We start from the raw sequence: 24,284 nt of genomic DNA on the forward strand, positions 1-24,284 counted from the left end.
TCCTTGTGGCCACGAGGACGGCATGTTCGGCCGCCACGACCTCAGGTCTGCTCAGTGCGGAGGCGGGTCAGAGCAAAACCCATTGTGGCGGGGTGCCAGCTAACGCCTGGAATCGGGCGAGAGCTGGACGATGCGCTCTGCTCGCCGCAGCACCGGGGCATCCACCATTATGCCCTCGTACTGGAACACACCGCGCTCATCGCGCGCGGCCGCCAATACGTGTCGCGCCCAATGGACTTCCTCGGGGCTGGGGTGGTAGGCCGCCCTGATCGCGGCAACCTGAGTCGGGTGGATCGCGACTTTGGCGTCAAAACCCACCGCGACGGCGTCGTCGGCCTCGGCGCGCAGTCCGTCGAGGTTCTTGATGTCCAGGAAGACTGAGTCCAGCGCGAGCTTGCCGTAGGCCTTCGCGGCCAGCAGGCTCTGCGAGCGCACGTGCCGGGCCACCTCGCGGTAGGTGCCGTCGGGATAGCGGTTGCTGGTGCCACCGAGTACCGCGAACAGATCCTCTGCTCCCCACATCACCGCATACGCGTTGGCCACGCGGGCGGTCTCGGTAACGGCGAGCGCCCCGAGTGGAGTCTCGACGAGCACCACCACGTCCAGCGGGGCCAGCGCGCTGACCTGTTGGGCGGACTCGGTTTTGGCCAGCATCACCGTGGTGTAACGCGTGCGGGCCAGGGCGTCCAGGTCGCGGGCATGATCGTCGGTGGTCGACGGGTTGACCCGCACCACCGTGCGACCGGGATCCAGCGGGGAGCTCACCAGGGCCTCACGGGCGGCCTCTCGATCCTTGGCGGCCACCCCGTCCTCGAGATCGAGGATGACGACATCGGCTGCGGCGGCGGCCTTGTCGAAGCGTTCAGGGCGGTCGGCAGGGCAGAACAGCCAGGCCGGCCCGGGATTGTCCAGCGCCATCAGACCGGCCTCTTGCGGACCAAGGTCTTGCGACTCGCCGTCGCCACGATGTCACCGTGCTGGTTGCGTCCGGTATGTGCGAACGTCACGATGCCCTCACCGGGTCGGCTCTTGGACTCCCGCTTCTCGGTGATGACGGTCTCGGCGTACAGGGTGTCACCGTGGAACAGTGGCTTGGGGAAGGCGATCTCGCTGAAGCCGAGGTTGCCCACGATGGTGCCCTGGGTCAGTTGTGCCACCGACAATCCGACCAGGGTCGACAGCGTGAACATCGAATTGACCAGTCGCTGGTGGAACGGCGGCAGCGCATCGGAGAACGCGGCATCCAGGTGCAGCGCCTGGGTGTTCATCGTCAGCGTGGTGAACAGGACGTTATCGGCCTCGGTGATGGTGCGGCCGGGGCGGTGCAGGTAACGGACACCGAGTTCGAACTCCTCGAACCACAGGCCACGTTGTTCGACGACCTTCTCCTCGGTCACGCGACACCGAGTTCCCGGGCGATCAGCATCAGCTGCACTTCGGTTGTCCCCTCACCGATTTCGAGGATCTTGCTGTCCCGGTAGTGGCGGGCGACCGGGTATTCGTTCATGAACCCGTAGCCGCCGTGAATCTGAGTGGCGTCGCGGGCGTTGTCCATCGCGGCCTCGCTGGCGACCAGTTTGGCGATCGCGGCCTCCTTCTTGAACGGCTTGCCGGCCAGCATCAGGGCGGCGGCGTCGTAGTAGGCGGTGCGGGCCGCGTGCGCGCGGGCCTCCATCCGGGCCAGCTTGAACTCGATGGCCTGGTAGCGCCCGATCGGCTGGCCGAACGCGGCCCGTTCCTTGGCGTACTTCACGCTCTCGTCGACACAGCCCTGCGCTGCGCCAGTGGACAGCGCCGCGATCGCGATGCGGCCCTCATCGAGGATGCGCAGGAAGTTGGCGTAGCCGCGGCCGCGTTCGCCCAGCAGGTTCTCCTCGGGGACCCGCACGTCGTCGAAGGTCAGCGGGTGGGTGTCCGAGGCGTTCCAGCCGACCTTGTCGTAGGCCGGTTCGGCGGTGAAGCCCTGGGTGGGCACCGGGACCAGGATCGAGGAGATCTCCCGGCGGTCGCCGACCGTTCCGGTGACCGCGGTGACGGTGACGAGCTTGGTGATAGCGGTGCCCGAGTTGGTGATGAACTGCTTGGAACCGTTGATCACCCAGTGCCCGTCGTCGAGGCGGGCGGTGGTCTTGGTGGCACCGGCATCGGTGCCGCCGCCGGCCTCGGTGAGCCCGAATGCGCCCAGGGACTGGCCGCTGGTCAGCTGCGGCAGCCATTCCCGCTTCTGGGCCTCGTTGCCGAATCGATAGACCGGCATGGCGCCCAGCGACACTCCCGCTTCCAGCGTGATGGCGACGCTCTGGTCGACCTTGCCCAGTTCTTCCAGGGCCAGGCAGAGGGCGAAGTAGTCGCCGCCCATGCCGCCGTACTCTTCGGGGAACGGCAGGCCGAACAGCCCCATGTCGGCCATCCCGGCCACGACCTCGTAGGGGAAGGTGTGCTCGGCATCGTGCTTGGCCGCTACCGGTGCCACGACGTTGCGGGCGAAGTCCCGCACGGTCTCGCCCAGTTGCCGGTATTCATCGGGAAGCGTTCCCGTGGACAGGAAGTCACTCATCGGTCGTGGCTTTCTCTTGGGTGGTGGCGGTGATCCTGGCCAGCAACTGACCCACCTTGACCTGATCGCCGACGGCGACCAGAAGTTCGACGGCGCCGTCGACCGGAGCCGCCAGCGAGTGTTCCATCTTCATGGCTTCGACGACGACCACGACGCTGCCCGCGCCGACGGAATCGCCGTCGGCCACAGTGACGGCGACGACCGATCCAGGCATGGGGCTGAGGAGTTCGGCGTCACCGCTGTGCTCGTCGTCGGCCCGTACCGACGCCTCGCGCACCTCGTCGAGAACGAGGGTCCGGTCCTGCCCGGCCAGCCAGATCTGGTGGCCGTCGGCGGCGACGGTGTAGGCGGTGCGAATTCCGTCGACCGTGACCACCAGGGTATCGCCATTCAGTTCTGCTGCGAGCGTGTGGTTTTCACCGTCATCGACCGTGACGACGGCGGCGTCGGGAGTTCCGGTGATGTGGACGTGGTCGGTCCGCTCACCCGAACGCAACCGCACTCCAGTGGCGGCGGGCGCGCCGACCCGCCAGCCCGACGGGACATCCCAGAGGTCCACCGGCCTCGCCGGCCAGCGCCGCAGACAGCGGTAGGCCGCCGCGGCGATGAGCACGGTGTCGTCGACGGGGGCTGGGGTGTAGACCGTGCGGTCGATGAGCCCGGTGTCCAGGCGTCCCGCGGCCACATCGTCCTCGGCGAGCAGGAACCGCAGGAACTCGATGTTGGTGCCGACGCCCAGCACGGCGGTCTCGGCCAGCGCCCGGTCGAGGGTGCGCAGCGCGGCCGGGCGGTCGGTGCCGTGGGCGATCACCTTCGACAGCATCGGGTCGTAGTCGCTGCCGATCGTCATCCCCACCGACAGGCCAGAATCCACCCGGACCTCCGGGCCGGACGGCTCCCGCAGCCCCAGTACCGGCCCGCCGGTCGGCAGGAAGCCGGCGGCCGGGTCTTCGGCGTACACCCGGGCCTCGATGGCGTGGCCGGTCATCGTGATGTCATCCTGGCGGGCGGTCAGCTTCTCCCCCGCCGCGATCCGGACCTGCCACTCGACCAGATCCCAGCCGGTGACCAGTTCGGTCACCGGATGCTCGACCTGCAGCCGGGTGTTCATCTCCATGAAGAAGAACTCGTCGGGACGGTCGGCAGAGACGATGAACTCGACGGTGCCCGCGCCGACGTAGTCGACGCTGCGGGCGGTGTCACATGCCGCCGCGCCGATGCGGGCACGGGTGGCGGGGTCGAGCAGCGGCGAGGGGGCTTCCTCGATGACCTTCTGGTGCCGGCGCTGCAGACTGCACTCCCGCTCGCCGAGGTGGAGCACCGCGCCGTGGCGATCGGCGAGCACCTGGACCTCGATATGCCTGGGCCGCAACACAAATCGTTCGAGGAACAGGGTGTCGTCGCCGAAGGCCGAAACGGACTCGCGACGAGCGGCGGCCAGGGCAGCAGGCAGGTCTGCGGCGTCGTCGACGCGGCGCATCCCCTTGCCGCCGCCGCCCGCGGACGGCTTGACCAGGATCGGGAAGCCGATATCGCCTGCGGCGCCGATCAGTTCGGCGTCGGTGAGGCCGGGCCGGGCGATGCCGGGCACCACCGGCACCCCGAAGGCCGACACCGCGGCCTTGGCGGCGATCTTGTCGCCCATGGTGCGGATGGCCGCGGACGGCGGACCGATGAACGTCAGCCCGGCGCGTTCGAGTGCCGCGGCGAAATCGGAGTTCTCCGAGAGGAACCCATAGCCCGGGTGCACGGCCTGGGCGCCGGTGCGCAGCGCGGCGCCGACGACGGCGTCGATGTCGAGGTAGCTCTGCCGCGCCGGTGGCGGGCCGATGCGGACCGCGATATCGGCTTCGGTGACGTGGCGTGCGCCGGCATCGGCGTCGCTGTAGACCGCGACGGACTCGATGCCGATGGCGCGCAGGGTGCGGATGACCCGGACGGCGATTTCGCCCCGGTTGGCGACGAGAACTCGGTTGAACATCGTCACATCCTGAAGACGCCGTAGGAGACCGGCTCGACCGGCGCGTTGGCGGTGACCGAAAGTGCCAGCCCCAGAACTGTTCTGGTGTCGGCAGGATCAATCACCCCGTCGTCCCACAGTCGCGCGGTCGAGTAGTACGGGTTGCCTTGGTATTCGTACTGGGCCCGGATCGGCGCCTTGAAGGCCTCTTCCTCATCCGCCGTCATCTCACCGCGCACGGTGGCCAGCACTGAGGCGGCCTGCTCACCGCCCATCACCGAGATCCGGGCATTGGGCCACATCCACAGGAACCGGGGCGAATACGCCCGCCCACACATCGAGTAGTTGCCCGCGCCGTAGGAGCCGCCGATGACGACGGTCAGCTTGGGTACTCGCGCGCAGGCCACCGCGGTCACCATCTTGGCCCCGTGTTTGGCGATACCGCCGGCCTCGTAGTCGCGGCCGACCATGAAGCCGGTGATGTTCTGCAGGAACACCAGCGGCACCATCCGCTTGTCGCACAGCTCGATGAAATGCGCTCCCTTGAGGGCGGATTCGCCGAACAGAACACCGTTGTTGGCGACGATGCCGACCGGGTGGCCGTGGATGTGGGCGAACCCGGTGACCAGGGTGGTGCCGTACTCAGCCTTGAACTCGCTGAATTCACCACCGTCGACAATGCGGGTGATCACCTCGTGCACGTCGTAGGGCACCCGGGCGTCCACCGGCACGATGTCGTAGAGCTCGCGCTGGTCGGCAATGGGCTCAACCGGCGGGCGCACCTCCCACGGTCGCTGCGCGCGCGGACCAAGGGTATCGATGATGCGCCGGACGATGCGCAGCGCATCGCTGTCGTCGTGGGCCAGATGATCGGTGACGCCAGAGGTCTTGGAGTGCAGGTCACCACCGCCGAGTTCCTCGGCGGTGACCACTTCGCCGGTGGCGGCCTTCACCAATGGCGGTCCGCCCAGGAAGATCGTGCCCTGGTTGCGCACGATCACGGCTTCGTCGCTCATGGCAGGGACGTAGGCGCCGCCGGCCGTGCAGGATCCGAGCACCGCGGCGATCTGTGCGATACCTGCCGCGCTCATGGTGGCCTGGTTGAAGAAGATGCGGCCGAAGTGGTCCCGGTCGGGGAACACCTCGTCCTGGCGGGGCAGGAAGGCGCCGCCGGAGTCCACCAAGTAGATGCAGGGCAGCCGGTTCTGCAGCGCGATCTCTTGGGCGCGCAGGTGCTTCTTGACCGTGATCGGGTAGTAGGTGCCACCTTTGACGGTGGCGTCGTTGGCGACGATCATGCATTCGCGTCCGGCGACCCGGCCGATACCGGTGATGATCCCGGCGGCCGGGCATTCGTCGTCGTACATGCCGTCGGCAGCCAGGGGCGCGATCTCGAGCAGTGGGCTGCCCGGATCGAGCAGCCCGTCGACCCGCTGCCGGGGCAGCAGCTTGCCGCGCGCGACATGGCGTTCACGGGCCCGCTCGGGCCCGCCGAGGGCGGCGACAGCCAGCTTGGCGCGCAGCTGCTCGACAAGTCGGGTGTGCGCCTCGCGGTTGGCGGCCGGTGAAGTCATCGTCGAGGTCCCGTCGCAATTGAGTTAATGACGAATAACTCGTGTTAGGTTAGTGAAGATTAACCGAATCGTCTAGATGTGCTTTCCGGAGGGGCCATGGCCGAGGCGCCAACCCGCCGCAGCAGGCAGAAGTCGGATCGTCGATCCGCTCTGCTGTCCGCGGCAGAACGGCTGATGGCCGAGAAGGGCTTTCTGGCGGTCCGCCTCGAGGACATCGGGGCCGCGGCCGGGGTCAGCGGACCGGCGTTCTACCGGCACTTCCCCAACAAAGAGGCGGTGCTGGTCGAACTGCTGGTGGGCATCAGCACCCGGCTGCTGGCCGGCGCGCAAGCCGTGGTGGAGCAGGCCGATGCACCGTCGGACGCACTGCACGGCCTCATCGAGTTCCACCTCGACTTCGCCCTCGGCGAGTCGGATCTGATCCGGATCCAGGATCGGGACATGGCCAATCTGCCTGCGTCGGCGCAACGGCAGGTGCGGCGGGCCCAGCGCAGCTATGTCGAGGTGTGGGTGACGGTGCTGCGCGAGCTTGACCCCGCGCTCGCGGAGACGGATGCGCGCCTGATGGCCCATGCGGTGTTCGGTCTGCTCAACTCCACCCCACACAGCATGAAGCCCCTGGCGGCCACGGTGACCGAACAGGGGCGTTCACGCGAGGTACTGCGCGCGATGACGGTCGCCGCATTGTCCACGGCCGGCGACCGTCATCCTCGCGCGATCGGTCAATACCAGTAGCGACGTCCCGCTACCGGGCGGCCGACGGCACCCAGCAGCCACAGGACGGCACCGATCACCAGCAGGATGACGCCGATGGTCCACAGAATCTGGATCTTCAGCACGAAGCCCAGGATGAGCAGGATTGCTCCGAGCACGATCATTGTTTCCTCCAAAACGTAACTTGCTGAACTGTTTTCGCCCCACTACTGGCTAGGTTGCGGCAGATTGCAGTCCGTCACAGTGGGATTGACGCCGGCGTAGTTGAGCGGGCCGGCGACAACCGTCAAGGCGATGGACCCTGCAGTAGCACAGTTGGTTGCGCTGTTCGAAAAATAACCGCGCTGCCAGGTAGCGAATACTCCGATCAGCAGCCACACGACCACGATCACTCCAACGATTCCGCGGCCTCGCATGGTGAGCCTCCCTCGATAGTCCGCACCACTTGGCGGACAGGGTTTTACCCGTCCGAAAGTTCTTTAAACATCGGCATTGAAAGCCCTCTTCAGCCAGTCGGCCACCGCGCCGGCCAGCACCGTGTGGTTCTCCCTGCGGGTGATCTCGTGGCCGTCGTCGGCGAAGAGCAGATATCGCACTGTGCGGCCCAGAGCGCGCAGCGCCGCCACGATCTGTTCGGATTCACTGACCGGCACGTTGGTGTCGCGGGCGCCGTGCACCACCAGCAACGGCGCAGTCAGTGACTGGACCCGGCGCAGAGGGGAAAGCGCTTCCAGCAGTTCACGGTCGGCCACCGGATGGCCGTACTTGGCGTAGGACGCGGCCGCGATCCATGCTTCGGTGTTGCGGTAGAAGGTGCCCAGATCGCTCATGCCGCAGATGCTGACGCCGGCGACGAACAGGTCGGGGTGGAACGCCAGGGCCGCCATGGTCAGGTAACCGCCGTAGGACCAACCGGCACAGGCGATTCGATCCGCCTCGGCCAGGCCGCCGGCGGCAAGGTAGGCCGCGCAGTCGGCGACGTCGTCGATGGCGGCGAACCGCTTCTCCCGGTCGTCGGCGTGGGAGAACTCCCGGCCGAACCCCCCGGAACCGCGCACGTTGGGGGCGAAGACAGCCACCCCCTCCTCGAGCAGTGCGGGGAAGATCTGGCTGTAGCCGGGCCGCGCCTGACCTTCCGGACCGCCGTGCAGATAGATCAGCGCCCCGATCTGCCCGACGTGCGGTGGCGGCCGGTACAGCCAGCCTGTGAGCTGCCTACCGTCGCGCGCGGTCAGCGTGTGCAGGGCCGGGGCGGCCGACACCGGACCCGTGCTTGGCGCGCGGTCGATGAGCTCCCACGTGCGAGTTCGGGGGTCGACGACCTCGACGGTGCGCGGCATGTCGGGGCCTTCGACGGTCATCGCCACCAGCGAGCCACCCGCGCTGATGGACAGTTCTCCGGCCACCATGTTGGGCAGCGGGATCGGCCGGCTCAAAGTGTAGTCGGCATATTCGAGGATCTGTAATTCGCTGCAGCCGTTGATGTTCCACAGCAGCGCGACGGTCGACAGATCGTCGCTCACGGCGAACTCGTCCAAATCGTGGCCGTCGCGTTCTGCGACGACGTGGTAGGCCACCCCGTCGGGACTGACCGTAACCTCGAGCAGGCGGGCATACCCGGCACCGTTGTCGCTGCGGATCAGTGCCCGGACATACTCACCGGGTTGGTAGAGCGCGGTGAGCTCTCCGTCAGGACCCGACCGCAGCCGTCGCGGAGCATGGTCGTCGAGGATCACACCGAGCTCGGTGCTGGATCCGGGATCCGAAGGGAGCAAGGCGATTTCGGTAGTTCCGTGCAGCATGATCAGCTCGCGGTAGCCACGCGGACCAACCCGGATGAGCGCCGAGCCCGCCCACGCGTCGATCAGCCGGCCGCCGGATCGACGATCCAGAACGGTGACCGCACCATCGGCTGGGTCGATCAGAGTGGACTGGCCGACACCATCGTCACCGGTGAGGATGGCGCACACCCGGGACCCGTCCCAGGCGATCAGCTCGGCGGTACCGGTGTCCATCCGGTCGATGCGCCGCGCCATCCGGTCGTCGGGGTCGGTGGTGACCACCCAGATCTGGGTGCGAGTGCCGCCCTCGGGAGCCACCTCACACGCCAGCCAGTGGCCGTCGGCCGAATGCATCACCTTGGTCACCGGACCGGCGACCGGCAGGTCCACGTCACGCGAGGCGCTGGCGTGCCGACCGCGCAGGAACCGCTGGACCGCGCGCGGGTAGCCGCCGTCGTCCACCAGATGCGCGAAAGCGGTGGCGTCCGGTGACAACGATGCCCCGTACGTCGCTCGAACGTCGCGTTCCACGTCACCTCACTTCGTTGACCACGCAGTTACCCGGTACTTCGTTCCACACAGCGTGCCGGTGGTAAACACGGTGCTGGGCTTTCCGGGGAAACGATGGGCTGCCGGCAGTCGGTAGCCTGCAAGCATGAGGTGGCGATGACCGATCCGCGCAACGATCCGCGCCGAGCGCAGTGGTCCGACCCGACCCAGCAGATCGGCAACGGGTACCCGCCCAACCCCGATCCCGCCTATGCGGGTCAGTATTACGGCTACGGCTCGGGGTACGTGCCTCCGGCGACGCAGCCCACCGAGCAACTGCCCACCTACTGGCAGCCGGGCGCCGGCTATCCGCCCGCCGACCCGCCGCCTCCCCCGGAGCCGCCGAAGTCGCCGCGCTGGCTGTGGATCCTGGCCGGCGTCGCGGTGCTGCTGGTGGTTGGTTTGGTGATCGCCCTGGTGATCGTCACCAGCTCCTCACGCGAGTCCACCGTCGCCGTGCCGATCCCGCCGGTGACCGGAACCAGCACGGCCCCCAGCGCGCCCTCCACCACCCGGTTCCCGCTGCCGACGACGTCGCAGTCCACCCTGCCGACACCGAGTGCGGCGCCCACGGCACCGCTGCCGGGCGAGACCACCAGCCCGACGGGCACCGACACCGTCGTCTACACCGTCGACGGTGAAGGTCGCGCCATCAACATCACCTACGTCGACACCGGCGGCATCATGCAGACCGAGTTCAACGTGCAGCTGCCGTGGAGCAAGGAGGTCAGCCTGACCTCGCCGGCCCGCAGTTCGGCCAGTGTGGCGGTGGTCAACGTCGGCCGCGACGTGACGTGCAGCGTGACCGTCAACGGGGTGCAGGTGCGGCAGCGCTCCGGCCGCGGCCTGACGATCTGCACCGGCGCCGTCTAACGGGGAACCCGCACCACCAGCATCCCGAGCAGGCCGGCAACCAGCACCACGCAGATGCCGCCAAGACCCGCGCGGTCGGCGCCGAAGGCGTCGACGAAGACGAAGAACAGCCACGGCGCCAGGAAGGCCGCCGCGCGCCCGGCCATGGTGAACAGACCGAAGGCGACCGCGTCCTTGCCCGGGCCGGCCATCCGCAGCAGCAAGGTGCGCGCCGCCGACTGCACGGGCCCGATGAACAGACACAGCAGCAGGCCGCACGCCCAGAACGCGATCGGACCGGACAGGCTGAGTAGAGCGAGCGCGACGATGATCAACGCGGTCAGTCCGCCGACGATCACCCGCTTGCCGCCGATCCGGTCGTCGAGCAGGCCGCCGATCACCGCGCCGGTCGCGGCGACCGTCGAGGCCACCACACCGAAGATCAGCACGTCGGACTGCGAGACGCCGTAGACACTGACACCCAGCACCGCGCCGAACGCGAAGATACCGGCGAGCCCGTCGCGGAAGACCGCGCTGACGAGGAGGTAGTAGACCAGGTTGTGGTCTCTGTTCCACTCCGACTTCAGGTCCCGCCACAGCTGGCGGTAGCCGCCGAGCACGCTGGTCGGCGCCGGGTCGGGGACGCCGACCGGGGTGAGCGTGTGAGCGGTGCGCAGCAATGGCAGGGCCATGATCGCGAAACACACTGCGGTCACCAGCATCGCGGCACGGACGTTCTGGCCATCCGCGGCGGGCACGCCGACCAGGCCGCGGGTCGGACCCGTGCCGCCGATGAAGCCGACGTAGACGATGATCAGGAAGACGACGCTGCCGAGGAAAGCGGCCCCGGCGCCCAGGCCGGAGATGCGGCCGGCGTTCTGTGGCGTGGTCAGCTGTTTGAGCAGCGAGTTGTACGGGACGCTGGCGATGTCGGTGCAGGCCGTGGTGCACGCCAGCAGCACCAGGCCGGCGGCGAAGTAGGCCGGCTCCGCCCGGATCAGGCTCATCGCGCTGGTGGCGAGCGCCGCGAGAACAGTGAGCAGGGCCAGCGCGGCCCGGCGCCGCTGGGGCGCCTGCACCAGCACACCGGTCAGCGGTGCCAGCAACGCGACGGTGACGCCCGCGACGGTCAGCGTGCGGCCCAGCCAACTGGCAGCGGAGGTTCCGCCGCCCAGGTTGGCGCCGACGGTGCTGGTCAGATAGACGGGGTAGACGAACGTCGCGACGATGGCGATCAGGCCGACGGCGCCGAAGTCCCACAGCGCCCACGCCAGGATCTTGGACCGCCCGGCGGCCGGTGCACCCGGCCCGGGGCTGCTCATTCGGGCCAGCGTAGCGAGCGCCCTACGATGGCCGCATGCCAGTCCCCGCGCCCTCACCAGACAGTCGTGCCGTCGTCACCGGAGCCTCGCAGGGCATCGGTGAGGCACTGGCCACCGAACTCGCCGCTCGCGGCTACAGCCTGATCGTCACCGCCCGTCGCGGCGAGGTGCTCAGTGAGCTGGCCGCCCGGCTGACCGACCGGTACGGCGTCACCGTCGAAGTCCGGGCCGCGGATCTGGCCGACCCGGCGGCGCGCGGTGCGCTGGCCGACGAGCTCGCCGCCCGCGAGATCTCGATCCTGTGCGCCAATGCGGGCACGGCGACATTCGGGCCGGTTGCCAGCCTCGACCCCGAGGGCGAGAAGGCCCAGGTTCAGCTCAACGTGCTCGGCGTGCATGACCTGGTGCTCGCCGTGCTGCCCGGGATGCTGGCGCGCAAGGCCGGCGGCATCCTGATCTCCGGGTCCGCGGCGGGCAACTCCCCCATTCCCAACAACGCGACCTATGCGGCCACCAAGGCGTTCGCCAACACGTTCAGCGAGTCGCTGCGCGGTGAGGTCAAGAGCGCCGGTGTGCACGTGACGCTGCTGGCGCCGGGTCCGGTGCGCACCGAACTGCCCGACCCCTCAGAGCAGTCGCTGGTGGAGCGGTTGATCCCGGACTTCCTCTGGATCAACACCGAGTACACCGCGCGGCTGTCGCTGGATGGCTTGGAGCACAACAAGATGCGGGTTGTCCCGGGTGTGACGTCGAAGGCGATGTCGGTGGCCTCCGGGTATGCACCGCGGGCGATCGTCACGCCGATCGTCGGCGCGGTCTACAAGAAGCTCGGCGGCGATTAGGGCCTAGCGCCTCCGGCGGCCCGTGCCGAAAATGCTGCGGGTGATCTCGCGGCCGATCACGGTGCCCGCCGAGCGCATCGCGCTCTTGAAAGCGGGGCTGTTCATCACCTGATCGAGCACACCGGGCTCAGCCTTCTGCACCGGCTCGGGCATGGGCGGCAGGTCGATTCCCGTGGGCAGGATCGGCGGCAGGTCCGCACCGCCGGCTTCCTCCGGTGGCGGGGCCAGCTTGGCTGCGAGCATCTCGTAGGCCGACTCGCGGTCGATGGTCTGGCCGTACTTGAGGAACAGCGGGCTGGCTTGAGCGACAGCCTTGATGTAGTCGGGGCCGATGCTGGCCATCAGTGACTGCGGCGGCCGCAGCCGAGTCCACGCCACCGGCGTCGGGGCGCCGCGCTCGGAGAGCACGGTGACGATCGCCTCGCCGATACCCAGTGCGGTCAGGTCGGTGCCCAGGTCATAGAACTGGGTCTTCGGGTAGGTGCGGACGGTCTTGGTCAGCGCAGCCTGATCGTCCGGGGTGAAGGCGCGCAGCGCGTGCTGGATGCGGGCACCCAATTGGGACAGCACGTTGTTGGGGACGTCGGTGGGCAGCTGTGTGCAGAAGAACACGCCGACGCCCTTGGAGCGGATGAGCTTCACGGTCTGCTCGACCTGCGACAGGAACGCCTTGGAGGCGTCGTTGAACAGCAGGTGGGCCTCGTCGAAGAAGAACACCAACTTGGGCTTGTCGACGTCACCGACCTCGGGCAGGTAGGTGAACAGGTCGGCCAGCACCCACATCAGGAAGGTGGAGAACATCACAGGCCGGGCGGCCTGGTCGCCGAGTTCGAAGAGCGTGATGACGCCGCGGCCCTGGGAGTCGACGCGCAGCAGGTCGGCCGGGTCGATGGCAGGCTCACCGAAGAAGGTGTCGCCGCCGTCGGCCTGCAGGTTGACCAGGGCGCGCAGGATGACGCCCGCGGTCTGCGAGGACACCCCGCCGATGGTCTTGAGCTGTTCCTTGCCCTCATCGCTGGTGAGGTAGGTGATCACCGAGCGCAGGTCCTTCAGGTCCAGCAGCGGCAGGCCCTGCTGATCGGCCCAGTGAAAGATCAGGCCGAGCGTCGACTCCTGAGTTGCGTTGAGCCCCAACACCTTTGACAACAGGATCGGGCCGAAGGCGGAGATCGTCGCCCGCACCGGAACACCGACGCCGCCGGTGCCCAGCGACAGGAATTCGACCGGGAACGGCGCGCCGGCCCAGTTGTCGTCGCCGGTCTCCTTGGCGCGCTGCAGGGTGCGCTCGCTGGCTTCACCGGGCCGGGACAGACCCGAGAGATCGCCCTTGATGTCGGCCATGACCACCGGCACGCCGGCGGCGGACAGCTGTTCGGCGATCACCTGCAGCGTCTTGGTCTTACCGGTGCCGGTAGCTCCGGCGACCAGACCGTGCCGGTTCATCATCGCCAGCGGGATGCGGACCTGGGCGGCAGGATCGACGGTTCCGTCGACGACGACGGAGCCGAGGTTGAGGGCTTGCCCGGTGGTGGCGTAGCCGGCGGCGATCTGCTGGGCAGGAGTCGCTGTCGATTCGCTCGTCATGGGCCCGATCCTCCGTCTTGCTCGCGTGATGGCCGCTACGACACTACTTGCCAATGCCAGCTACCGACGGGTGGAACAGGCATCGACAAGCCGGTTGGGCTTACTGTGGAGCGCTGTGCGTGAAGAATTGGTGTGGATTGACTGCGAGATGACGGGCCTGGACCTGCGAACCGACCGTCTCATCGAGATCGCGGCCCTGGTGACCGATGCCGAACTCAACGTTCTCGGTGAGGGCGTCGACGTCGTGATCCACGCCGACGACGACGCGCTGGACGGCATGGTGGAGGTCGTCGCCAAGATGCACCACCGGTCCGGGCTGACCGAGGAAGTTCGGGCGTCGACGATCGACGTGCCGGCCGCCGAGCAGCTGGTTCTCGACTACATCCGCACCCACGTGAAGGCGGCCAAGACCGCGCCGCTGGCCGGCAACTCGATTGCCACCGATCGCGGCTTCATCGCGCGGGACATGCCGAAGCTGGACCAGTACCTGCACTACCGGATGATCGACGTCAGCTCCATCAAGGAGCTGTGCCGCCGCTGGTACCCCAAGATCTACTACGGACAGCCCGAAAAGGGGCTCGCGCACCGGGCGCTGGCCGACATCCGGGAGTCGATTCGCGAGCTCAAGTACTACCGGCAGACGGCGTTCGTGCCACAGCCTGGGCCGTCTACCAGCGAGATCGCCGCCGCGGCGGCGTCGATCGACGCCGTCGGCGATACCGATTCGGTTGTCGAGGGCGAAAGCAGCTAGTATCGACGACGCCGGTTTTCCGGCAATGGTGGCTGTAGTTCAGTTGGTAGAGCACCAGGTTGTGATCCTGGCTGTCGCGGGTTCGAGTCCCGTCAGCCACCCTGCAGGTCAGGCCCCCTTTCGAGGGGGCCTGACTTTTTTGTTTGGCTCGGCGGCCGCGCCAAGGCCGCAGAAGTAAATTCCTCGCCCGCGCAGCAAGCAGCGGTATCGTAAATTTCGCAGGCTCTCGGGGACCGAACTGGGTGGCAGCCGTCGCGGCCGCCGAGCGCAGCGACGCTGAATTCGGTCTAGGGGGTCTCACATGACAAGTGGAACGACAACGCTGCTCACCAAAGCGGACATCATCAAGATGCGGCGGGAGATCCTTCGCTTCTTGTTGTTGCGGGGTCGTCCTCCGACCGAGGGTTCAACCTCCATCGAGGAACTGCTGTACTTGGCCAACCTCGCCCAGCGCACCGATGCCCGTTTGATCGGAGAGATCGGATTCAATGCCGGCTTTTCCAGCTTCGCCTTCCTCAGCGCACACCCGGACATCAAGGTTGTGTCTTTCGATCTGGGTGAGCACGCCTACAGCCGCACGGCGAAGGCATTGATCGACAAGAAGTTCCCGGGTCGACACACGTTGATCAACGGAGACTCCACCAAGACAGTCCCCGCCCACCACAGCAAGAATCCCGACCTCCAGTTCGACCTCGTCTTCATCGACGGCGGCCACGCCTACGAGGTCGCTCAGGCCGACATCGCCAACATGCGGTTGTTCTGCGGTGAGAAGACGGCTGTGGTCATGGACGACCTGACACCGTGGCTCAGCTGGGGCGAAGGTCCGTACCGCGCCTGGACCGAGGCGATCGCGGCCGGGGTGGTCCGCCAGGACGAGATGTTCAAGGACGGGAAACGTGTCGAGGTGATGGAGGCGCCGGGTAAGCGAAGCTGGGCACTGGGCCACTACCTTCGCTGACCGCGGCCTTGTTCAACTTGGCGCGCGAAGGCGCGCCGGGTAGGGCGCATCTAGCAGCAATGCGCTGGCTGTCCAGACCCTCACGATGAGGCTCCGTCGTACATGCGCAAGATACCTTTGTGCGCGGCTTCGTAATACCGAGCGATTCGATCCCGAACCCATTCCAGAGGATTTTCATAGGCGTCGTACTCCGCTCGCGCTATCGCGGCCAGTTCAGGGAGAGGAAGGTCCGGTACATCGATAAACTTCGTTAGGACGTGCCACGTCTTGGTCCGCAGGCCAAATCCGTTTGGCGCGGTCAAAGGCGCGATCATGCAGTTGATTTCACCCTCTCGCCAAGAGTTGTAAATCTGAATCTTGCAGTCGGCCGACCGGTAGTAGACGACATGCTGAGTCCGTCCGCCTTCATCGGGACTATCGTCGATCTCATCGAGAGTGAAGCCCAGCTCCGCCAACAGTGGACCTATGATCGCAAGAACATCTCTGGAGAATTCAGAAGCCATCGGTCTGGACTGGTCCCCGCCGTACTTCGCGAGAATGCCCCGATGGGCATCGTCGTAGTACCTGACGATGCGATCCCTCACCCATTCAAGGCGATTCGGGTACGCGTCGAGTTCTGCCTGAGCCAGGTCGGACAACTGTTCCAGCGACAGATTGGGCTGTTCGGAGAACCTCCCCAAGAAGTGCCACTTTTTTGCCCGCAGACCGAACCTATTGACGGCATCAGCTGGGGCAATCATGCAGTTGATTTCACCCTCTCGCCAAGAGTTGTAAATCTGAATCTTGCAGTCGGCCGACCGGTAGTAGACAACGTACTGCGGCCTACCACCCTCATCCGGAGTGTCGTCAATCTCATCGAGAGTGAAGCCCAGCTCCGCCAACAGTGGACTGATGATCGCCAGAACATCTCTAGAGAATTCAGATGTCAACGGACTTGATTAGTCCTTGCCGTACTTGGCGAGAATGCCCCGGTGGGCATCGTCGTAGTACTTGATGATGCGATCCCTCACCCATTCGAGGGGGTTAGGGTATGACCGGTACTCCGAGATCGCCAATCTGAGCGACTCGGCATTTGGCGGACTCGCACGTTCGGTGAATCGGTCCAGGAAATGCCACTGATTCGAATTCAGACCGAAATCATTCGGCGCGCTTACTGGCGCGATCATCGCATTTACTTCGCCTTCCCGCCATGACTCGTAAACCTGGATCTTGCAGTCCGCGGAGCGGTAGTAGACGATGCACCTGCGCCGACCGCCCTCGTCGGGGCTGTCATCAATCTCGTCGAGCGCAAAGCCGCGAGCCGCGACAGCGGGGCCAATGACGCTTTTCACATCTGTCGCAAAGTCGGACATAATTTCATCCACCTTCATAGACCCAGGAGTCACCCACGCGCCGATATCCGTACGCGGCCGCACTCTCATTGAGGAAATCGACCTCCATGGAGGAGAATGACCCTAGGCGCGCCTGTGCCATGTCCTCCAGCGAAGAGTATTCACTGTGGTCGAGAAGGTAGTCGATGCGACCGACTCCACTCTCCATCTGGTTCCGCAAGAACTGCTCATTCACTTGCCACGCAACAGCATCGGCATCGGGCTTGCTCAAGCCGTGAGTGATCGCGTCCCACACGGGATTCCCGGTGTCGAAGTAGATTCCGCCGCCTCCGCGCGCGTCGCCGATGTATCCGCCGTCCTGGCCTGCGAACCTGCCAAGCACAACCCGGTCAGGCGCCTCCCCCACGTAGTGAGTCGACAAGTCGGCCAGCTGATTGGCCAGCTCGGTCGTTGGGCCGGACTGGGTGAAGGCGTGATTGAGATCGGCTGCGGCCTCGTGCGCCCATGAGGGGTAGGAGCCCGGGACATCCAAACCGATGGGCGCGTGGGGGGACACCACCGGCCCTCGTTCCAGAACACCGGGCCCGATGTCCCCGAGTGCACGTGAGACTGCGGCGCCTTCACCGCCGAAGATCAACCCCGGTGCCGCGAAGGCTGCGTCCGCGGACTTCCCGCCGAGATAATATGCAGCACTGGGTGATTCGATCGCATTCTTGACCTCGTCGGCGACCATACCGGCCGGGTTGGTCACCTGCTGAACAGTTCCCTTGAGTAGACCTTCCCACGATTCCAGAACACCGGGAGCACCGGGGCCTCCCTGTCCGACAAGGTTTTTGATGCCCTCTTCGGTGCTGAACCAGCGATCGGCGAAACCCTCCCCGAACCCCGGCGGAGGTACCGCTTGCGGCTTGGGCGGCGTGTAGGCAGGCAGAGGCAGCCGGGCACGCGCGACCATCTCATTGAGTCGCTGCTCGATCTGGTCCGCCGGCACACCGTCGTACAGCATGGCCTGACGAGCGACGTTCTTGAACTGATCGATCTCCTGCGGAGTCAACGCATGCTGGGTCGAACCCGCGACTGGTTCACCCGGTTGATCCAACCCCGGTCGCCCCTTCCCGGTGAGCATGTCCTGCAGCGTCGGAGTAGCCCCGGCGTCTGGACTGCCAGCGGCCGAGACCGCCATCGCACCGTCGGCCCTGTGGATCGCCACGGCAAGCTCGGCATCAACCCCATTGGCCTCGGCCACGATGGCACAAAGCCTTGCCTGCAGGGGTGCAATGTCGTTGGCCAGGGTAGCTGCCGTTCCCCGATATCCGGGCCCGGCCACCACCCGATCGGTGGCCGGATCGATGTCGAGCCGAGCGGCGTGCGCATCGTCGGTCAGGCGCCGCAGATCGGCTTTGACCTTGCCGATATCCTGGGCCGCTCGCTCGGCAGCTTGCGCGACGGCGCCGGCTTCGCCAGCGTGGGCATCGAGGTCGACCCGCGTTCGGCCGATCGCATCCCGCGCCGCATCGGCGGCGACACCTCCCCAGCTGGCGAACGCCGGCAGATTGGCGAGCGCGGAGGAGGCTTCACTAGCCGACGTCGCCCGCGCCGTTGCGGCGTGGAAGACTTCTCGAACGGCTTCGGGATCCCACCGTTCGATATCGGCGACGCTCAGCGTCATGGTGAGGACTGCGGCCGATACACGGAATCCAGCGTGGCCCTGTCGCGGGAATCCATGTCGGCGAACGTCACACCAGCGGTTCGCAAACTCTCGCCATGGTCATAGAGACGCACGGAGAGCGCCTGTGTCAGGGAGGCCCACTTGGCGGCCATGGCGGTCATCGCGGCCTGGGACTGTCCCGCCCAGCTGAACAGCGACGCATCAACCCGCTCATCGGCGCAGCTGTGGGTGGCAAAGATGTTCTGCGAATGCTGGTCAACCTCGGCACCCGAAGCAACAAGAGTCTCCGGATCGACGCGAAGTGACTCCGTCACAGTAAGCCCCTTTATGTGCTTCAACAGCAGTTTTACCGTTGCTAGCAAACCTAGTTTTGGGGCCGCTCCCGCGCAAGTCACGCGTTGGCGTTGCCGGCCTTCCATGTCTCCCAGGGGATGTTCCAGTCCCCGAGGCCGTCGGTGCCCGGCAGCAGCGAGCCGACGGTGTTGCGCACCTCGACGATGTCACCGCGCTTGGTGTTGGTGTAGAACCACTGCGCATTGCTCGGACTGACGTTGAGGCAGCCGTGACTGACGTTGGAATAGCCCTGACTGCCCACCGACCACGGCGCGGAGTGGACGTAGATGCCGCTGTAGGACATCTGGGTGGCCCAGTCGACCTCGGTGCGATAGCCGTTGGGCGAGTTGGACGGAACGCCATACGTCGACGAGTCCATGATCATGTGGGACAACCGGTCGCCGATGATGTAAACGCCATTGTTGGTGGGCGTGCTGTTCTTGCCCATCGAGATCGGCATGGTCTTGATGACCTCACCGTTCTGGCGGATGGTCAGCGTCTTGGTGTTGTCGTCGGCGGTCGCGATCACCTCGTCGCCGATGGTGAAGTGTGTGGTCAGGTTCTCTTGCCCGAACAGCCCATCGCCCAGGTCCACGCCGTAGGTGTTGACCGCGACATCGATCTTGGTGCCCGGCTTCCAGTAATTCTTTGGCCGCCAACGCACTTCGCGGTTGTTGAGCCAGTAGAACGCACCCTCGACCGACGGATCGGTGGTCACCTTGATGGCCCGTTCGGCGGCAGCGCGGTCGGGGATGTTCTCGTCGAACCGCACCGCGATCGGCTGGCCCACCCCGACCACCTCACCGTCACCGGGCAACAGGTAGGGCATGGTCAGGTTTTCCGGTGACTGGGTCTCGAAGGTGAGCTTCTCGGTGGTCACGCCGCCAAGCCCCAACGACCGGGCGCTCAACGTATAGCTCTTGTTGTAGCCCAGCGGCTCGGTGGTCTTCCACGTCACGCCGTCGGAGCTGAGCTGCCCGGCGACCGCCGTGCCCGCGGCGTTGACCATCGTCACCGAGCCCAGCACGCCGCCGGTGGCCGTGATGGTCACCGGCTTGTCCACCGCCACGTCGACCGCGCCGTCCTTGACCGACGCCGTCAGCTCCGGGATGAGCAGATCCCCGTACGGCGTGCCCTTGTCGGCGATCACCTTCACGGGGACCGGCGACGGATCGCTGCCACAGGCACTCAGGACGAACAGCAGAGCCGGGATTAAGGCCAGCGCCGCCAGCCGTATGCGACGCCGCGGACGGTGTGCCAAGCCGACCTGCCACATACGGGGTACCTCGCTGGCTGTGAATCTGCTGGGAACGATGCCATTGAGTCTAGGGGCAGCCGGAGCCGCGCGGCGAGGATGCAGGTCAGCACCAATGCGGAGCTCATGGGCCCGTCATCGAGCGGATTTCTCTCTACGGCTGCTCGCCTGTTAGAGTCGGCGTCGCAGTTCACGCGCCGTTAGCTCAGTTGGTAGAGCAGCTGACTCTTAATCAGCGGGTCCGGGGTTCGAAACCCTGACGGCGCACAACACCGAAAGACCCCGCCAGCGGCGGGGTCTTTTTTGATGGCTCGCCGCGCCCGAAGGATCCGCAATACGCATCGCCAAGAGCTGGCGTCTGCCCTCTTGGCGTCCACACCAGCCGGACAATACAGACCTATGGTACGAATATGGGGGTCAGTCCGAGGGGTGCTGACCCACTGCGGAGCTTGGCGCGATCAACAGTCGCCACGGCCACGAATCAGCCGACAGGAATAAGGCCCGGAGGTTTACACCTGATGGTGCTGCCAGGGGTTGCCACAGGCTGGACGGAGATCCTGGTCCAGTCGGAACTCCTGCTCGCGAAGGGCACGACCCCGAACTCGCCGACCGACTGCAGCAACGACGTCGAACTCGACCCCTGTCCCGGCACCAGACATTGACCCCACCGGCGGCCGCTGCCACGATTGTGATGTTCGTCACCTGACGATGCCGCAGCCAAAGGGGGCCGCCCATGACCACGAAAGACATCTATACCGGGGTCCCCGATCCCTATTCATGGGAGGTTCCCAGTACCGGCGACGCCAGGTTCACCTGGGAGTATGACGAGGGCCGCGCCCGCCTGCTGTCGCTCTACCAAAAGGGCAAGGACAAGCAGTGGGACGCCCAGTCCCGCATCGACTGGTCCCAGGACGTCCACCCCGACAACCCGGTCGCCCTGCCCACCGAGTTCCATCCGCTGTTCGGCAGCCCGATGTGGGAGGCGGCCGACGCGGCACGCCAAGCCGAGATGCGACGGCACTTCCAGGCCTGGCAGATCTCCCAGTTCCTGCATGGCGAGCAGGGCGCCATGGTCTGTGCGGCCAAGATCGTCGAAGTCGTCCCCGACCTCGACGCCAAGTTCTACGCGGCAACCCAGACCATGGATGAAGCCCGACACGTCGAGGCCTTCAGCAGGTTCCTGCAGGACAAGGTCGAGATGGCCTACCCCATCAACACCCACCTGAGCGCGCTGCTCGAGGACACCCTGCACGATTCGCGCTGGGACATGCCATATCTGGGCATGCAGGTCCTCATCGAAGGGCTCGCGCTGGCCGCGTTCGGAGTGATGCGCGATATGGCCGCCCAGGACTCGCTGGCCAAGCAGCTGCTGGCCTACGTGATGCAGGACGAAGCACGCCACGTCGCCTTCGGCCGCATCTCGCTCAAGGACTACTACGCCGCACTGACCGATGCCGAGCGGGCCGAACGCGAAGAGTTCGTGGTCGACGCCTGCTACCTGATGCGCGACAGGTTCCGCGGCGAAGAGGTCTGGGAGACCCTCGGCATGGACGTCAAGCAATGCGCCGACTGGGTCGACAACTCGCCGCTGATGATCCAGTTCCGTTCACACCTGTTCAGTCGCATCGTGCCGATCGTCAAGGACATCGGCCTGTGGGGCGACAAGGTCCAAAAAGCCTTCCGCGACATGGGTGTTCACGATATGGCCGGCTTCGACATCGACGGCCTGATGAAGGCCGACGAGGACCAGGCCGAGCAGCTGGACAAGGCGCACGCCGAGATGGCGGCCCGCGTCCACGAAGTCGACGAGGCGATTGCCGCGGGCACCGGCTAATTGCGCTGCCCTAGCTGCAGCAGTTGGGATCCAGCGCAGCGCACAGCGCCTGCAACGCCTCCGGGCGAATCCGGTGAAAGACGTTCATGCCGCGCCGCTCCGAGAGCACCAAGCCCGCCTTGCGCAGTTGGGTCAGGTGGTGGCTCATCGTGGACTCGGTCAGTTTGAGCACCGCTGCCAGTTCACCCGAACTCTGCTCTCCCGCAGTCGAACTGAACAGATACGACACGATCTTGACCCGAGCCGGATCGGCCAGCGCCTTCAGCCGCAGCGCGATCTGAAGGGCGTCGTCGTCGCTCATCGGGCCGGCGGCGACCGGAGCACAGCACACCGGTTCGGTGGTGTCGATGACCGGCAGAGCTTTGGGCATGACGCCATTATGCCCCATGGATTGACATATATCGAAAAGGTGGCAGACTCCCTGTAGTTCGACATATATCGCAGAACCCGGAGGTGTTCCCATGTCGCGCCTACAGCTGGCACTCAATGTCGACGATCTCGACGCCGCAATCACGTTCTACTCCAAGCTGTTCCACGCTGAGCCCGCCAAGGTCAAGCCCGGCTACGCCAACTTCGCGATCGCCGAGCCGCCGCTCAAGCTCGTCCTGCTCGAGAACCCGGGACAGGGCGGCACGCTGAACCACCTCGGGGTCGAAGTGGAGTCCAGCGACACCGTTCACGCCGAGATCGCCCGGCTGGCCGACGAGGGATTGTTCACCGAAGAAGAGATCGGCTCCACCTGCTGCTTCGCCACCCAGGACAAGGTGTGGGTCACCGGCCCCGGCGGCGAACGCTGGGAGGTCTACACCGTGCTGGCCCACTCCGAGACCTTCTTCGGCGGCTCCGCCGACGAGCAGGAGGCCGAGACCGAAGGCCGGTGCTGCGCATCGTGACCAGCCGCGAGACCACCGAAGCACATGTCGCCGCACGGCTGTCGACACTGGACCGGTTGCTGCCGGTGTGGATCGGCGCGGCGATGGGCCTGGGCCTGCTGCTCGGGCGGTTCATCCCCGGCCTGGGCAGCGCGATCAGCGCCGTCCAGGTCGACGGCGTCTCGCTGCCGATCGCGATCGGCCTTCTGGTGATGATGTATCCGGTGCTGGCCAAGGTGCGCTACGACAAGCTCGACACCGTCGCCCGGGACCGCAAACTGCTGCTGGCCGCGCTGTTCCTGGTGTGGGTGATCGGCCCGGCGCTGATGTTCACCCTGGCCTGGGTGTTCTTGGCCGACCTGCCGGAATACCGCACCGGCATCATCATCGTCGGCTTGGCCCCGTGTATCGCGATGGTCATCATCTGGAATGACCTGGCCCGTGGAGATCGGGAGGCGGCCGCGGTGCTGGTGGCGATCAACTCAGTGATCCAGGTGCTGGTGTTCGCCCTACTCGCCTGGTTCTATCTGTCGGTGCTGCCGGGCTGGCTCGGCATGAACCAGACCGCCATCGCTGCGTCCACATGGCAGATCGCCAAGTCCGTGCTGATTTTCCTCGGCATCCCGCTGGTCGCCGGCTACCTGACCCGACGCTACGGCGAAAAGGCAAGGGGCAGAACATGGTACGAGAGCACGTTCCTGCCGCGGATCGGCCCGTGGGCGCTATACGGCCTGCTGTTCACCATCGTGATCCTGTTCGCGCTACAAGGTGACCAGATCACCGCGCGACCGCTGGACGTCGTGCGCATCGCGCTGCCACTGCTGGCATACTTCGCGATCATGTGGACCGGCGGGTTCGTCGTCGGCGCCGCACTGAAACTCGGGTACTCCCGCACCACCACACTCGCGTTCACCTCGGCGGGCAACAACTTCGAACTGGCGATCGCGGTGGCCATCGCCACCTTCGGCGCGACCTCGCCCCAGGCACTGGCCGGCGTGGTGGGCCCGCTGATCGAAGTTCCGGTCCTCGTCGGCCTGGTCTACGTCTCGCTCGCATTGCGGAGCCGATTCCGGTGACCCCCAGCGTGCTGTTCGTCTGCGTGCACAACGCCGGCCGATCCCAGATGGCCGCCGGCCTGCTGGCCCATCTGGCCGGTGACCGCATCGAGGTGCGATCGGCCGGCACCGAGCCCGCCGACCAGATCAACCCCGCCGCCGCGGCGGCGATGGCCGAGATCGGCATCGACATCGCCGCGGCTGTCCCGAAGGTGCTCACCGGCGACGCCGTCGAAACCAGCGACGTCGTCATCACCATGGGGTGCGGTGACACCTGCCCCTACTTCCCGGGTGTCTCCTACCGGGACTGGAAACTCGACGACCCCGCCGGTCAGCCGATCGAGGTGGTCCGTCGCATTCGCGATGACATCGCCGAACGTGTGCAGGCGCTCGTCGATGAGTTGCTGGTCGACTGACAAACCGCACCGGACAACCAGCAGTTTTCGCCACCATCTCGATAACCGACCGATACCCGGATATTGGAGATCATG

23 protein-coding genes, 2 tRNA genes and 1 pseudogene are annotated in these 24,284 nt (G+C 66.2%); 10 read left to right on the plus strand and 16 right to left on the minus strand.

What is annotated here, in order from left to right:
* Positions 1 to 99: 99 nt before the first annotated feature.
* The 5 genes from G6N35_RS10620 to G6N35_RS10640 are packed head-to-tail and all read right to left on the minus strand — an operon-like array spanning position 100 to position 6,091.
* Positions 100 to 918, minus strand: coding sequence for an HpcH/HpaI aldolase/citrate lyase family protein (locus tag G6N35_RS10620; protein WP_163804220.1), 819 nt, complete (start codon positions 916 to 918; stop codon positions 100 to 102).
* Positions 918 to 1,397, minus strand: a complete 480-nt coding sequence (locus G6N35_RS10625) for a MaoC family dehydratase (RefSeq protein ID WP_163804221.1) — start codon at positions 1,395 to 1,397, stop codon at positions 918 to 920. The genes G6N35_RS10620 and G6N35_RS10625 overlap by 1 nt, the downstream gene beginning before the upstream one ends.
* Positions 1,394 to 2,557 carry an acyl-CoA dehydrogenase family protein gene (locus G6N35_RS10630; protein WP_163804222.1) on the minus strand — a complete coding sequence of 388 codons (1,164 nt, stop codon included), beginning with the start codon at positions 2,555 to 2,557 and terminating at the stop codon, positions 1,394 to 1,396. Before G6N35_RS10630 ends, G6N35_RS10625 begins: the two co-directional genes overlap by 4 nt.
* Positions 2,550 to 4,538, minus strand: coding sequence for an acetyl-CoA carboxylase biotin carboxylase subunit (locus G6N35_RS10635; protein ID WP_163804223.1), 1,989 nt, complete (start codon positions 4,536 to 4,538; stop codon positions 2,550 to 2,552). Before G6N35_RS10635 ends, G6N35_RS10630 begins: the two co-directional genes overlap by 8 nt.
* Positions 4,539 to 4,540: 2 nt before the next feature.
* Positions 4,541 to 6,091 carry a carboxyl transferase domain-containing protein gene (locus G6N35_RS10640; RefSeq protein ID WP_163804224.1) on the minus strand — a complete coding sequence of 517 codons (1,551 nt, stop codon included), beginning with the start codon at positions 6,089 to 6,091 and terminating at the stop codon, positions 4,541 to 4,543.
* Between the two features lie 96 nt (positions 6,092 to 6,187).
* On the opposite strand from G6N35_RS10640, the gene G6N35_RS10645 reads away from it, so the two are divergent.
* Positions 6,188 to 6,826 (plus strand): SACE_7040 family transcriptional regulator, encoded by a 639-nt coding sequence (locus G6N35_RS10645; RefSeq protein WP_163804225.1) that lies wholly within the window; start codon positions 6,188 to 6,190, stop codon positions 6,824 to 6,826.
* Here G6N35_RS10645 and G6N35_RS26895 read toward each other — a convergent pair.
* From G6N35_RS26895 to G6N35_RS10655, 3 genes are all read right to left on the minus strand, one after another.
* Entirely contained in the window at positions 6,814 to 6,969 is a 156-nt protein-coding gene (locus G6N35_RS26895) for a DUF6131 family protein (RefSeq protein ID WP_170313125.1), read from the minus strand. The two genes, G6N35_RS10645 and G6N35_RS26895, sit on opposite strands and share 13 nt — an antisense overlap.
* A gap of 42 nt (positions 6,970 to 7,011) precedes the next feature.
* Entirely contained in the window at positions 7,012 to 7,221 is a 210-nt protein-coding gene (locus G6N35_RS27300) for a hypothetical protein (RefSeq protein WP_163804226.1), read from the minus strand.
* Positions 7,222 to 7,284: 63 nt separating this feature from the next.
* Positions 7,285 to 9,117: an alpha/beta hydrolase family protein gene (locus G6N35_RS10655; RefSeq protein WP_163804227.1), complete on the minus strand. Its 1,833-nt coding sequence runs from the start codon at positions 9,115 to 9,117 to the stop codon at positions 7,285 to 7,287.
* 135 nt (positions 9,118 to 9,252) lie between these two features.
* Here G6N35_RS10655 and G6N35_RS10660 point away from each other — a divergent pair, with 135 nt between their 5' ends.
* On the plus strand, positions 9,253 to 10,008 hold the full coding sequence (locus G6N35_RS10660; protein ID WP_163804228.1) for an MmpS family transport accessory protein: 756 nt from the start codon (positions 9,253 to 9,255) through the stop codon (positions 10,006 to 10,008).
* On the opposite strand, the gene G6N35_RS10665 is transcribed toward G6N35_RS10660, so the two are convergent.
* Positions 10,005 to 11,309: an MFS transporter gene (locus G6N35_RS10665; protein WP_163804229.1), complete on the minus strand. Its 1,305-nt coding sequence runs from the start codon at positions 11,307 to 11,309 to the stop codon at positions 10,005 to 10,007. The genes G6N35_RS10660 and G6N35_RS10665 overlap by 4 nt on opposite strands.
* A 35-nt stretch (positions 11,310 to 11,344) precedes the next feature.
* On the opposite strand from G6N35_RS10665, the gene cmrA reads away from it, so the two are divergent.
* Positions 11,345 to 12,151, plus strand: a complete 807-nt coding sequence (gene cmrA / locus G6N35_RS10670) for a mycolate reductase (RefSeq protein ID WP_163804230.1) — start codon at positions 11,345 to 11,347, stop codon at positions 12,149 to 12,151.
* 3 nt (positions 12,152 to 12,154) lie between these two features.
* On the opposite strand, the gene G6N35_RS10675 is transcribed toward cmrA, so the two are convergent.
* A complete protein-coding gene (locus G6N35_RS10675) occupies positions 12,155 to 13,735 on the minus strand; it encodes a helicase HerA-like domain-containing protein (RefSeq protein WP_163804231.1) in 1,581 nt (526 codons plus the stop codon).
* A gap of 115 nt (positions 13,736 to 13,850) precedes the next feature.
* Between G6N35_RS10675 and orn the strand changes: the two genes are divergently transcribed.
* From orn to G6N35_RS10690, 3 genes are all read left to right on the plus strand, one after another.
* Positions 13,851 to 14,486: an oligoribonuclease gene (gene orn, locus G6N35_RS10680; RefSeq protein WP_163804232.1), complete on the plus strand. Its 636-nt coding sequence runs from the start codon at positions 13,851 to 13,853 to the stop codon at positions 14,484 to 14,486.
* 28 nt (positions 14,487 to 14,514) lie between these two features.
* Positions 14,515 to 14,587, plus strand: a tRNA-His gene (locus tag G6N35_RS10685).
* 200 nt (positions 14,588 to 14,787) lie between these two features.
* Positions 14,788 to 15,444, plus strand: coding sequence for a class I SAM-dependent methyltransferase (locus G6N35_RS10690; RefSeq protein WP_163804233.1), 657 nt, complete (start codon positions 14,788 to 14,790; stop codon positions 15,442 to 15,444).
* 80 nt (positions 15,445 to 15,524) lie between these two features.
* Here the strand turns inward: G6N35_RS10690 and G6N35_RS10695 are convergent, their stop codons facing one another.
* The 5 genes from G6N35_RS10695 to G6N35_RS10715 form a co-directional block, all read right to left on the minus strand.
* Positions 15,525 to 16,373 carry a hypothetical protein gene (locus tag G6N35_RS10695; protein ID WP_163804234.1) on the minus strand — a complete coding sequence of 283 codons (849 nt, stop codon included), beginning with the start codon at positions 16,371 to 16,373 and terminating at the stop codon, positions 15,525 to 15,527.
* Between the two features lie 9 nt (positions 16,374 to 16,382).
* On the minus strand, positions 16,383 to 16,814 hold the full coding sequence (locus G6N35_RS10700; protein WP_163804235.1) for a hypothetical protein: 432 nt from the start codon (positions 16,812 to 16,814) through the stop codon (positions 16,383 to 16,385).
* A complete protein-coding gene (locus G6N35_RS10705) occupies positions 16,801 to 18,444 on the minus strand; it encodes an Rv0964c family protein (RefSeq protein ID WP_163804236.1) in 1,644 nt (547 codons plus the stop codon). Before G6N35_RS10705 ends, G6N35_RS10700 begins: the two co-directional genes overlap by 14 nt.
* The gene (locus G6N35_RS10710; protein WP_163804237.1) at positions 18,441 to 18,758 is read right to left on the minus strand and encodes a WXG100 family type VII secretion target; all 318 of its coding nucleotides are present in this window, start codon (positions 18,756 to 18,758) and stop codon (positions 18,441 to 18,443) included. Before G6N35_RS10710 ends, G6N35_RS10705 begins: the two co-directional genes overlap by 4 nt.
* A 77-nt stretch (positions 18,759 to 18,835) precedes the next feature.
* Complete coding sequence (locus G6N35_RS10715; protein ID WP_163804238.1) at positions 18,836 to 20,053, minus strand: L,D-transpeptidase; 1,218 nt, start codon at positions 20,051 to 20,053, stop codon at positions 18,836 to 18,838.
* 173 nt (positions 20,054 to 20,226) lie between these two features.
* On the opposite strand from G6N35_RS10715, the gene G6N35_RS10720 reads away from it, so the two are divergent.
* Both G6N35_RS10720 and G6N35_RS10725 read left to right on the plus strand, forming a co-directional pair.
* Positions 20,227 to 20,299: transfer RNA gene (locus G6N35_RS10720), tRNA-Lys, on the plus strand.
* A gap of 466 nt (positions 20,300 to 20,765) precedes the next feature.
* On the plus strand, positions 20,766 to 21,866 hold the full coding sequence (locus G6N35_RS10725; protein ID WP_163804239.1) for a ferritin-like domain-containing protein: 1,101 nt from the start codon (positions 20,766 to 20,768) through the stop codon (positions 21,864 to 21,866).
* A 10-nt stretch (positions 21,867 to 21,876) separates the two neighbouring features.
* Here the strand turns inward: G6N35_RS10725 and G6N35_RS10730 are convergent, their stop codons facing one another.
* Positions 21,877 to 22,236 carry an Rv2640c family ArsR-like transcriptional regulator gene (locus G6N35_RS10730; RefSeq protein WP_163804240.1) on the minus strand — a complete coding sequence of 120 codons (360 nt, stop codon included), beginning with the start codon at positions 22,234 to 22,236 and terminating at the stop codon, positions 21,877 to 21,879.
* 91 nt (positions 22,237 to 22,327) lie between these two features.
* Between G6N35_RS10730 and G6N35_RS10735 the strand changes: the two genes are divergently transcribed.
* Both G6N35_RS10735 and arsB read left to right on the plus strand, forming a co-directional pair.
* Positions 22,328 to 22,759, plus strand: coding sequence for an ArsI/CadI family heavy metal resistance metalloenzyme (locus tag G6N35_RS10735; protein WP_163804241.1), 432 nt, complete (start codon positions 22,328 to 22,330; stop codon positions 22,757 to 22,759).
* Positions 22,753 to 24,209 (plus strand): annotated as a pseudogene (gene arsB, locus G6N35_RS10740) (ACR3 family arsenite efflux transporter). Before G6N35_RS10735 ends, arsB begins: the two are co-directional and overlap by 7 nt.
* Positions 24,210 to 24,284: the final 75 nt, after the last annotated feature.

The sequence above is a fragment of the Mycolicibacterium anyangense genome, from assembly GCF_010731855.1.
In the GTDB taxonomy this organism is placed as follows: domain Bacteria; phylum Actinomycetota; class Actinomycetes; order Mycobacteriales; family Mycobacteriaceae; genus Mycobacterium; species Mycobacterium anyangense.

Bases quoted from the DNA above. Each gene is read 5' to 3' on its own strand.
- G6N35_RS27300 (WP_163804226.1), bottom strand. From the start codon at position 7,221: ATGCGAGGCCGCGGAATCGTTGGAGTGATCGTGGTCGTGTGGCTGCTG.
- G6N35_RS26895 (WP_170313125.1), bottom strand. From the start codon at position 6,969: ATGATCGTGCTCGGAGCAATCCTGCTCATCCTGGGCTTCGTGCTGAAG.
- G6N35_RS10690 (WP_163804233.1), top strand. From the start codon at position 14,788: ATGACAAGTGGAACGACAACGCTGCTCACCAAAGCGGACATCATCAAG.
- G6N35_RS10640 (WP_163804224.1), bottom strand. From the start codon at position 6,091: ATGACTTCACCGGCCGCCAACCGCGAGGCGCACACCCGACTTGTCGAG.
- G6N35_RS10645 (WP_163804225.1), top strand. From the start codon at position 6,188: ATGGCCGAGGCGCCAACCCGCCGCAGCAGGCAGAAGTCGGATCGTCGA.
- G6N35_RS10665 (WP_163804229.1), bottom strand. From the start codon at position 11,309: ATGAGCAGCCCCGGGCCGGGTGCACCGGCCGCCGGGCGGTCCAAGATC.
- G6N35_RS10635 (WP_163804223.1), bottom strand. From the start codon at position 4,538: ATGTTCAACCGAGTTCTCGTCGCCAACCGGGGCGAAATCGCCGTCCGG.
- cmrA (WP_163804230.1), top strand. From the start codon at position 11,345: ATGCCAGTCCCCGCGCCCTCACCAGACAGTCGTGCCGTCGTCACCGGA.
- G6N35_RS10735 (WP_163804241.1), top strand. From the start codon at position 22,328: ATGTCGCGCCTACAGCTGGCACTCAATGTCGACGATCTCGACGCCGCA.
- G6N35_RS10730 (WP_163804240.1), bottom strand. From the start codon at position 22,236: ATGCCCAAAGCTCTGCCGGTCATCGACACCACCGAACCGGTGTGCTGT.
- G6N35_RS10700 (WP_163804235.1), bottom strand. From the start codon at position 16,814: ATGAAGGTGGATGAAATTATGTCCGACTTTGCGACAGATGTGAAAAGC.
- G6N35_RS10630 (WP_163804222.1), bottom strand. From the start codon at position 2,557: ATGAGTGACTTCCTGTCCACGGGAACGCTTCCCGATGAATACCGGCAA.
- G6N35_RS10705 (WP_163804236.1), bottom strand. From the start codon at position 18,444: ATGACGCTGAGCGTCGCCGATATCGAACGGTGGGATCCCGAAGCCGTT.
- G6N35_RS10715 (WP_163804238.1), bottom strand. From the start codon at position 20,053: ATGTGGCAGGTCGGCTTGGCACACCGTCCGCGGCGTCGCATACGGCTG.
- G6N35_RS10725 (WP_163804239.1), top strand. From the start codon at position 20,766: ATGACCACGAAAGACATCTATACCGGGGTCCCCGATCCCTATTCATGG.
- G6N35_RS10620 (WP_163804220.1), bottom strand. From the start codon at position 918: ATGGCGCTGGACAATCCCGGGCCGGCCTGGCTGTTCTGCCCTGCCGAC.
- G6N35_RS10675 (WP_163804231.1), bottom strand. From the start codon at position 13,735: ATGACGAGCGAATCGACAGCGACTCCTGCCCAGCAGATCGCCGCCGGC.
- G6N35_RS10660 (WP_163804228.1), top strand. From the start codon at position 9,253: ATGACCGATCCGCGCAACGATCCGCGCCGAGCGCAGTGGTCCGACCCG.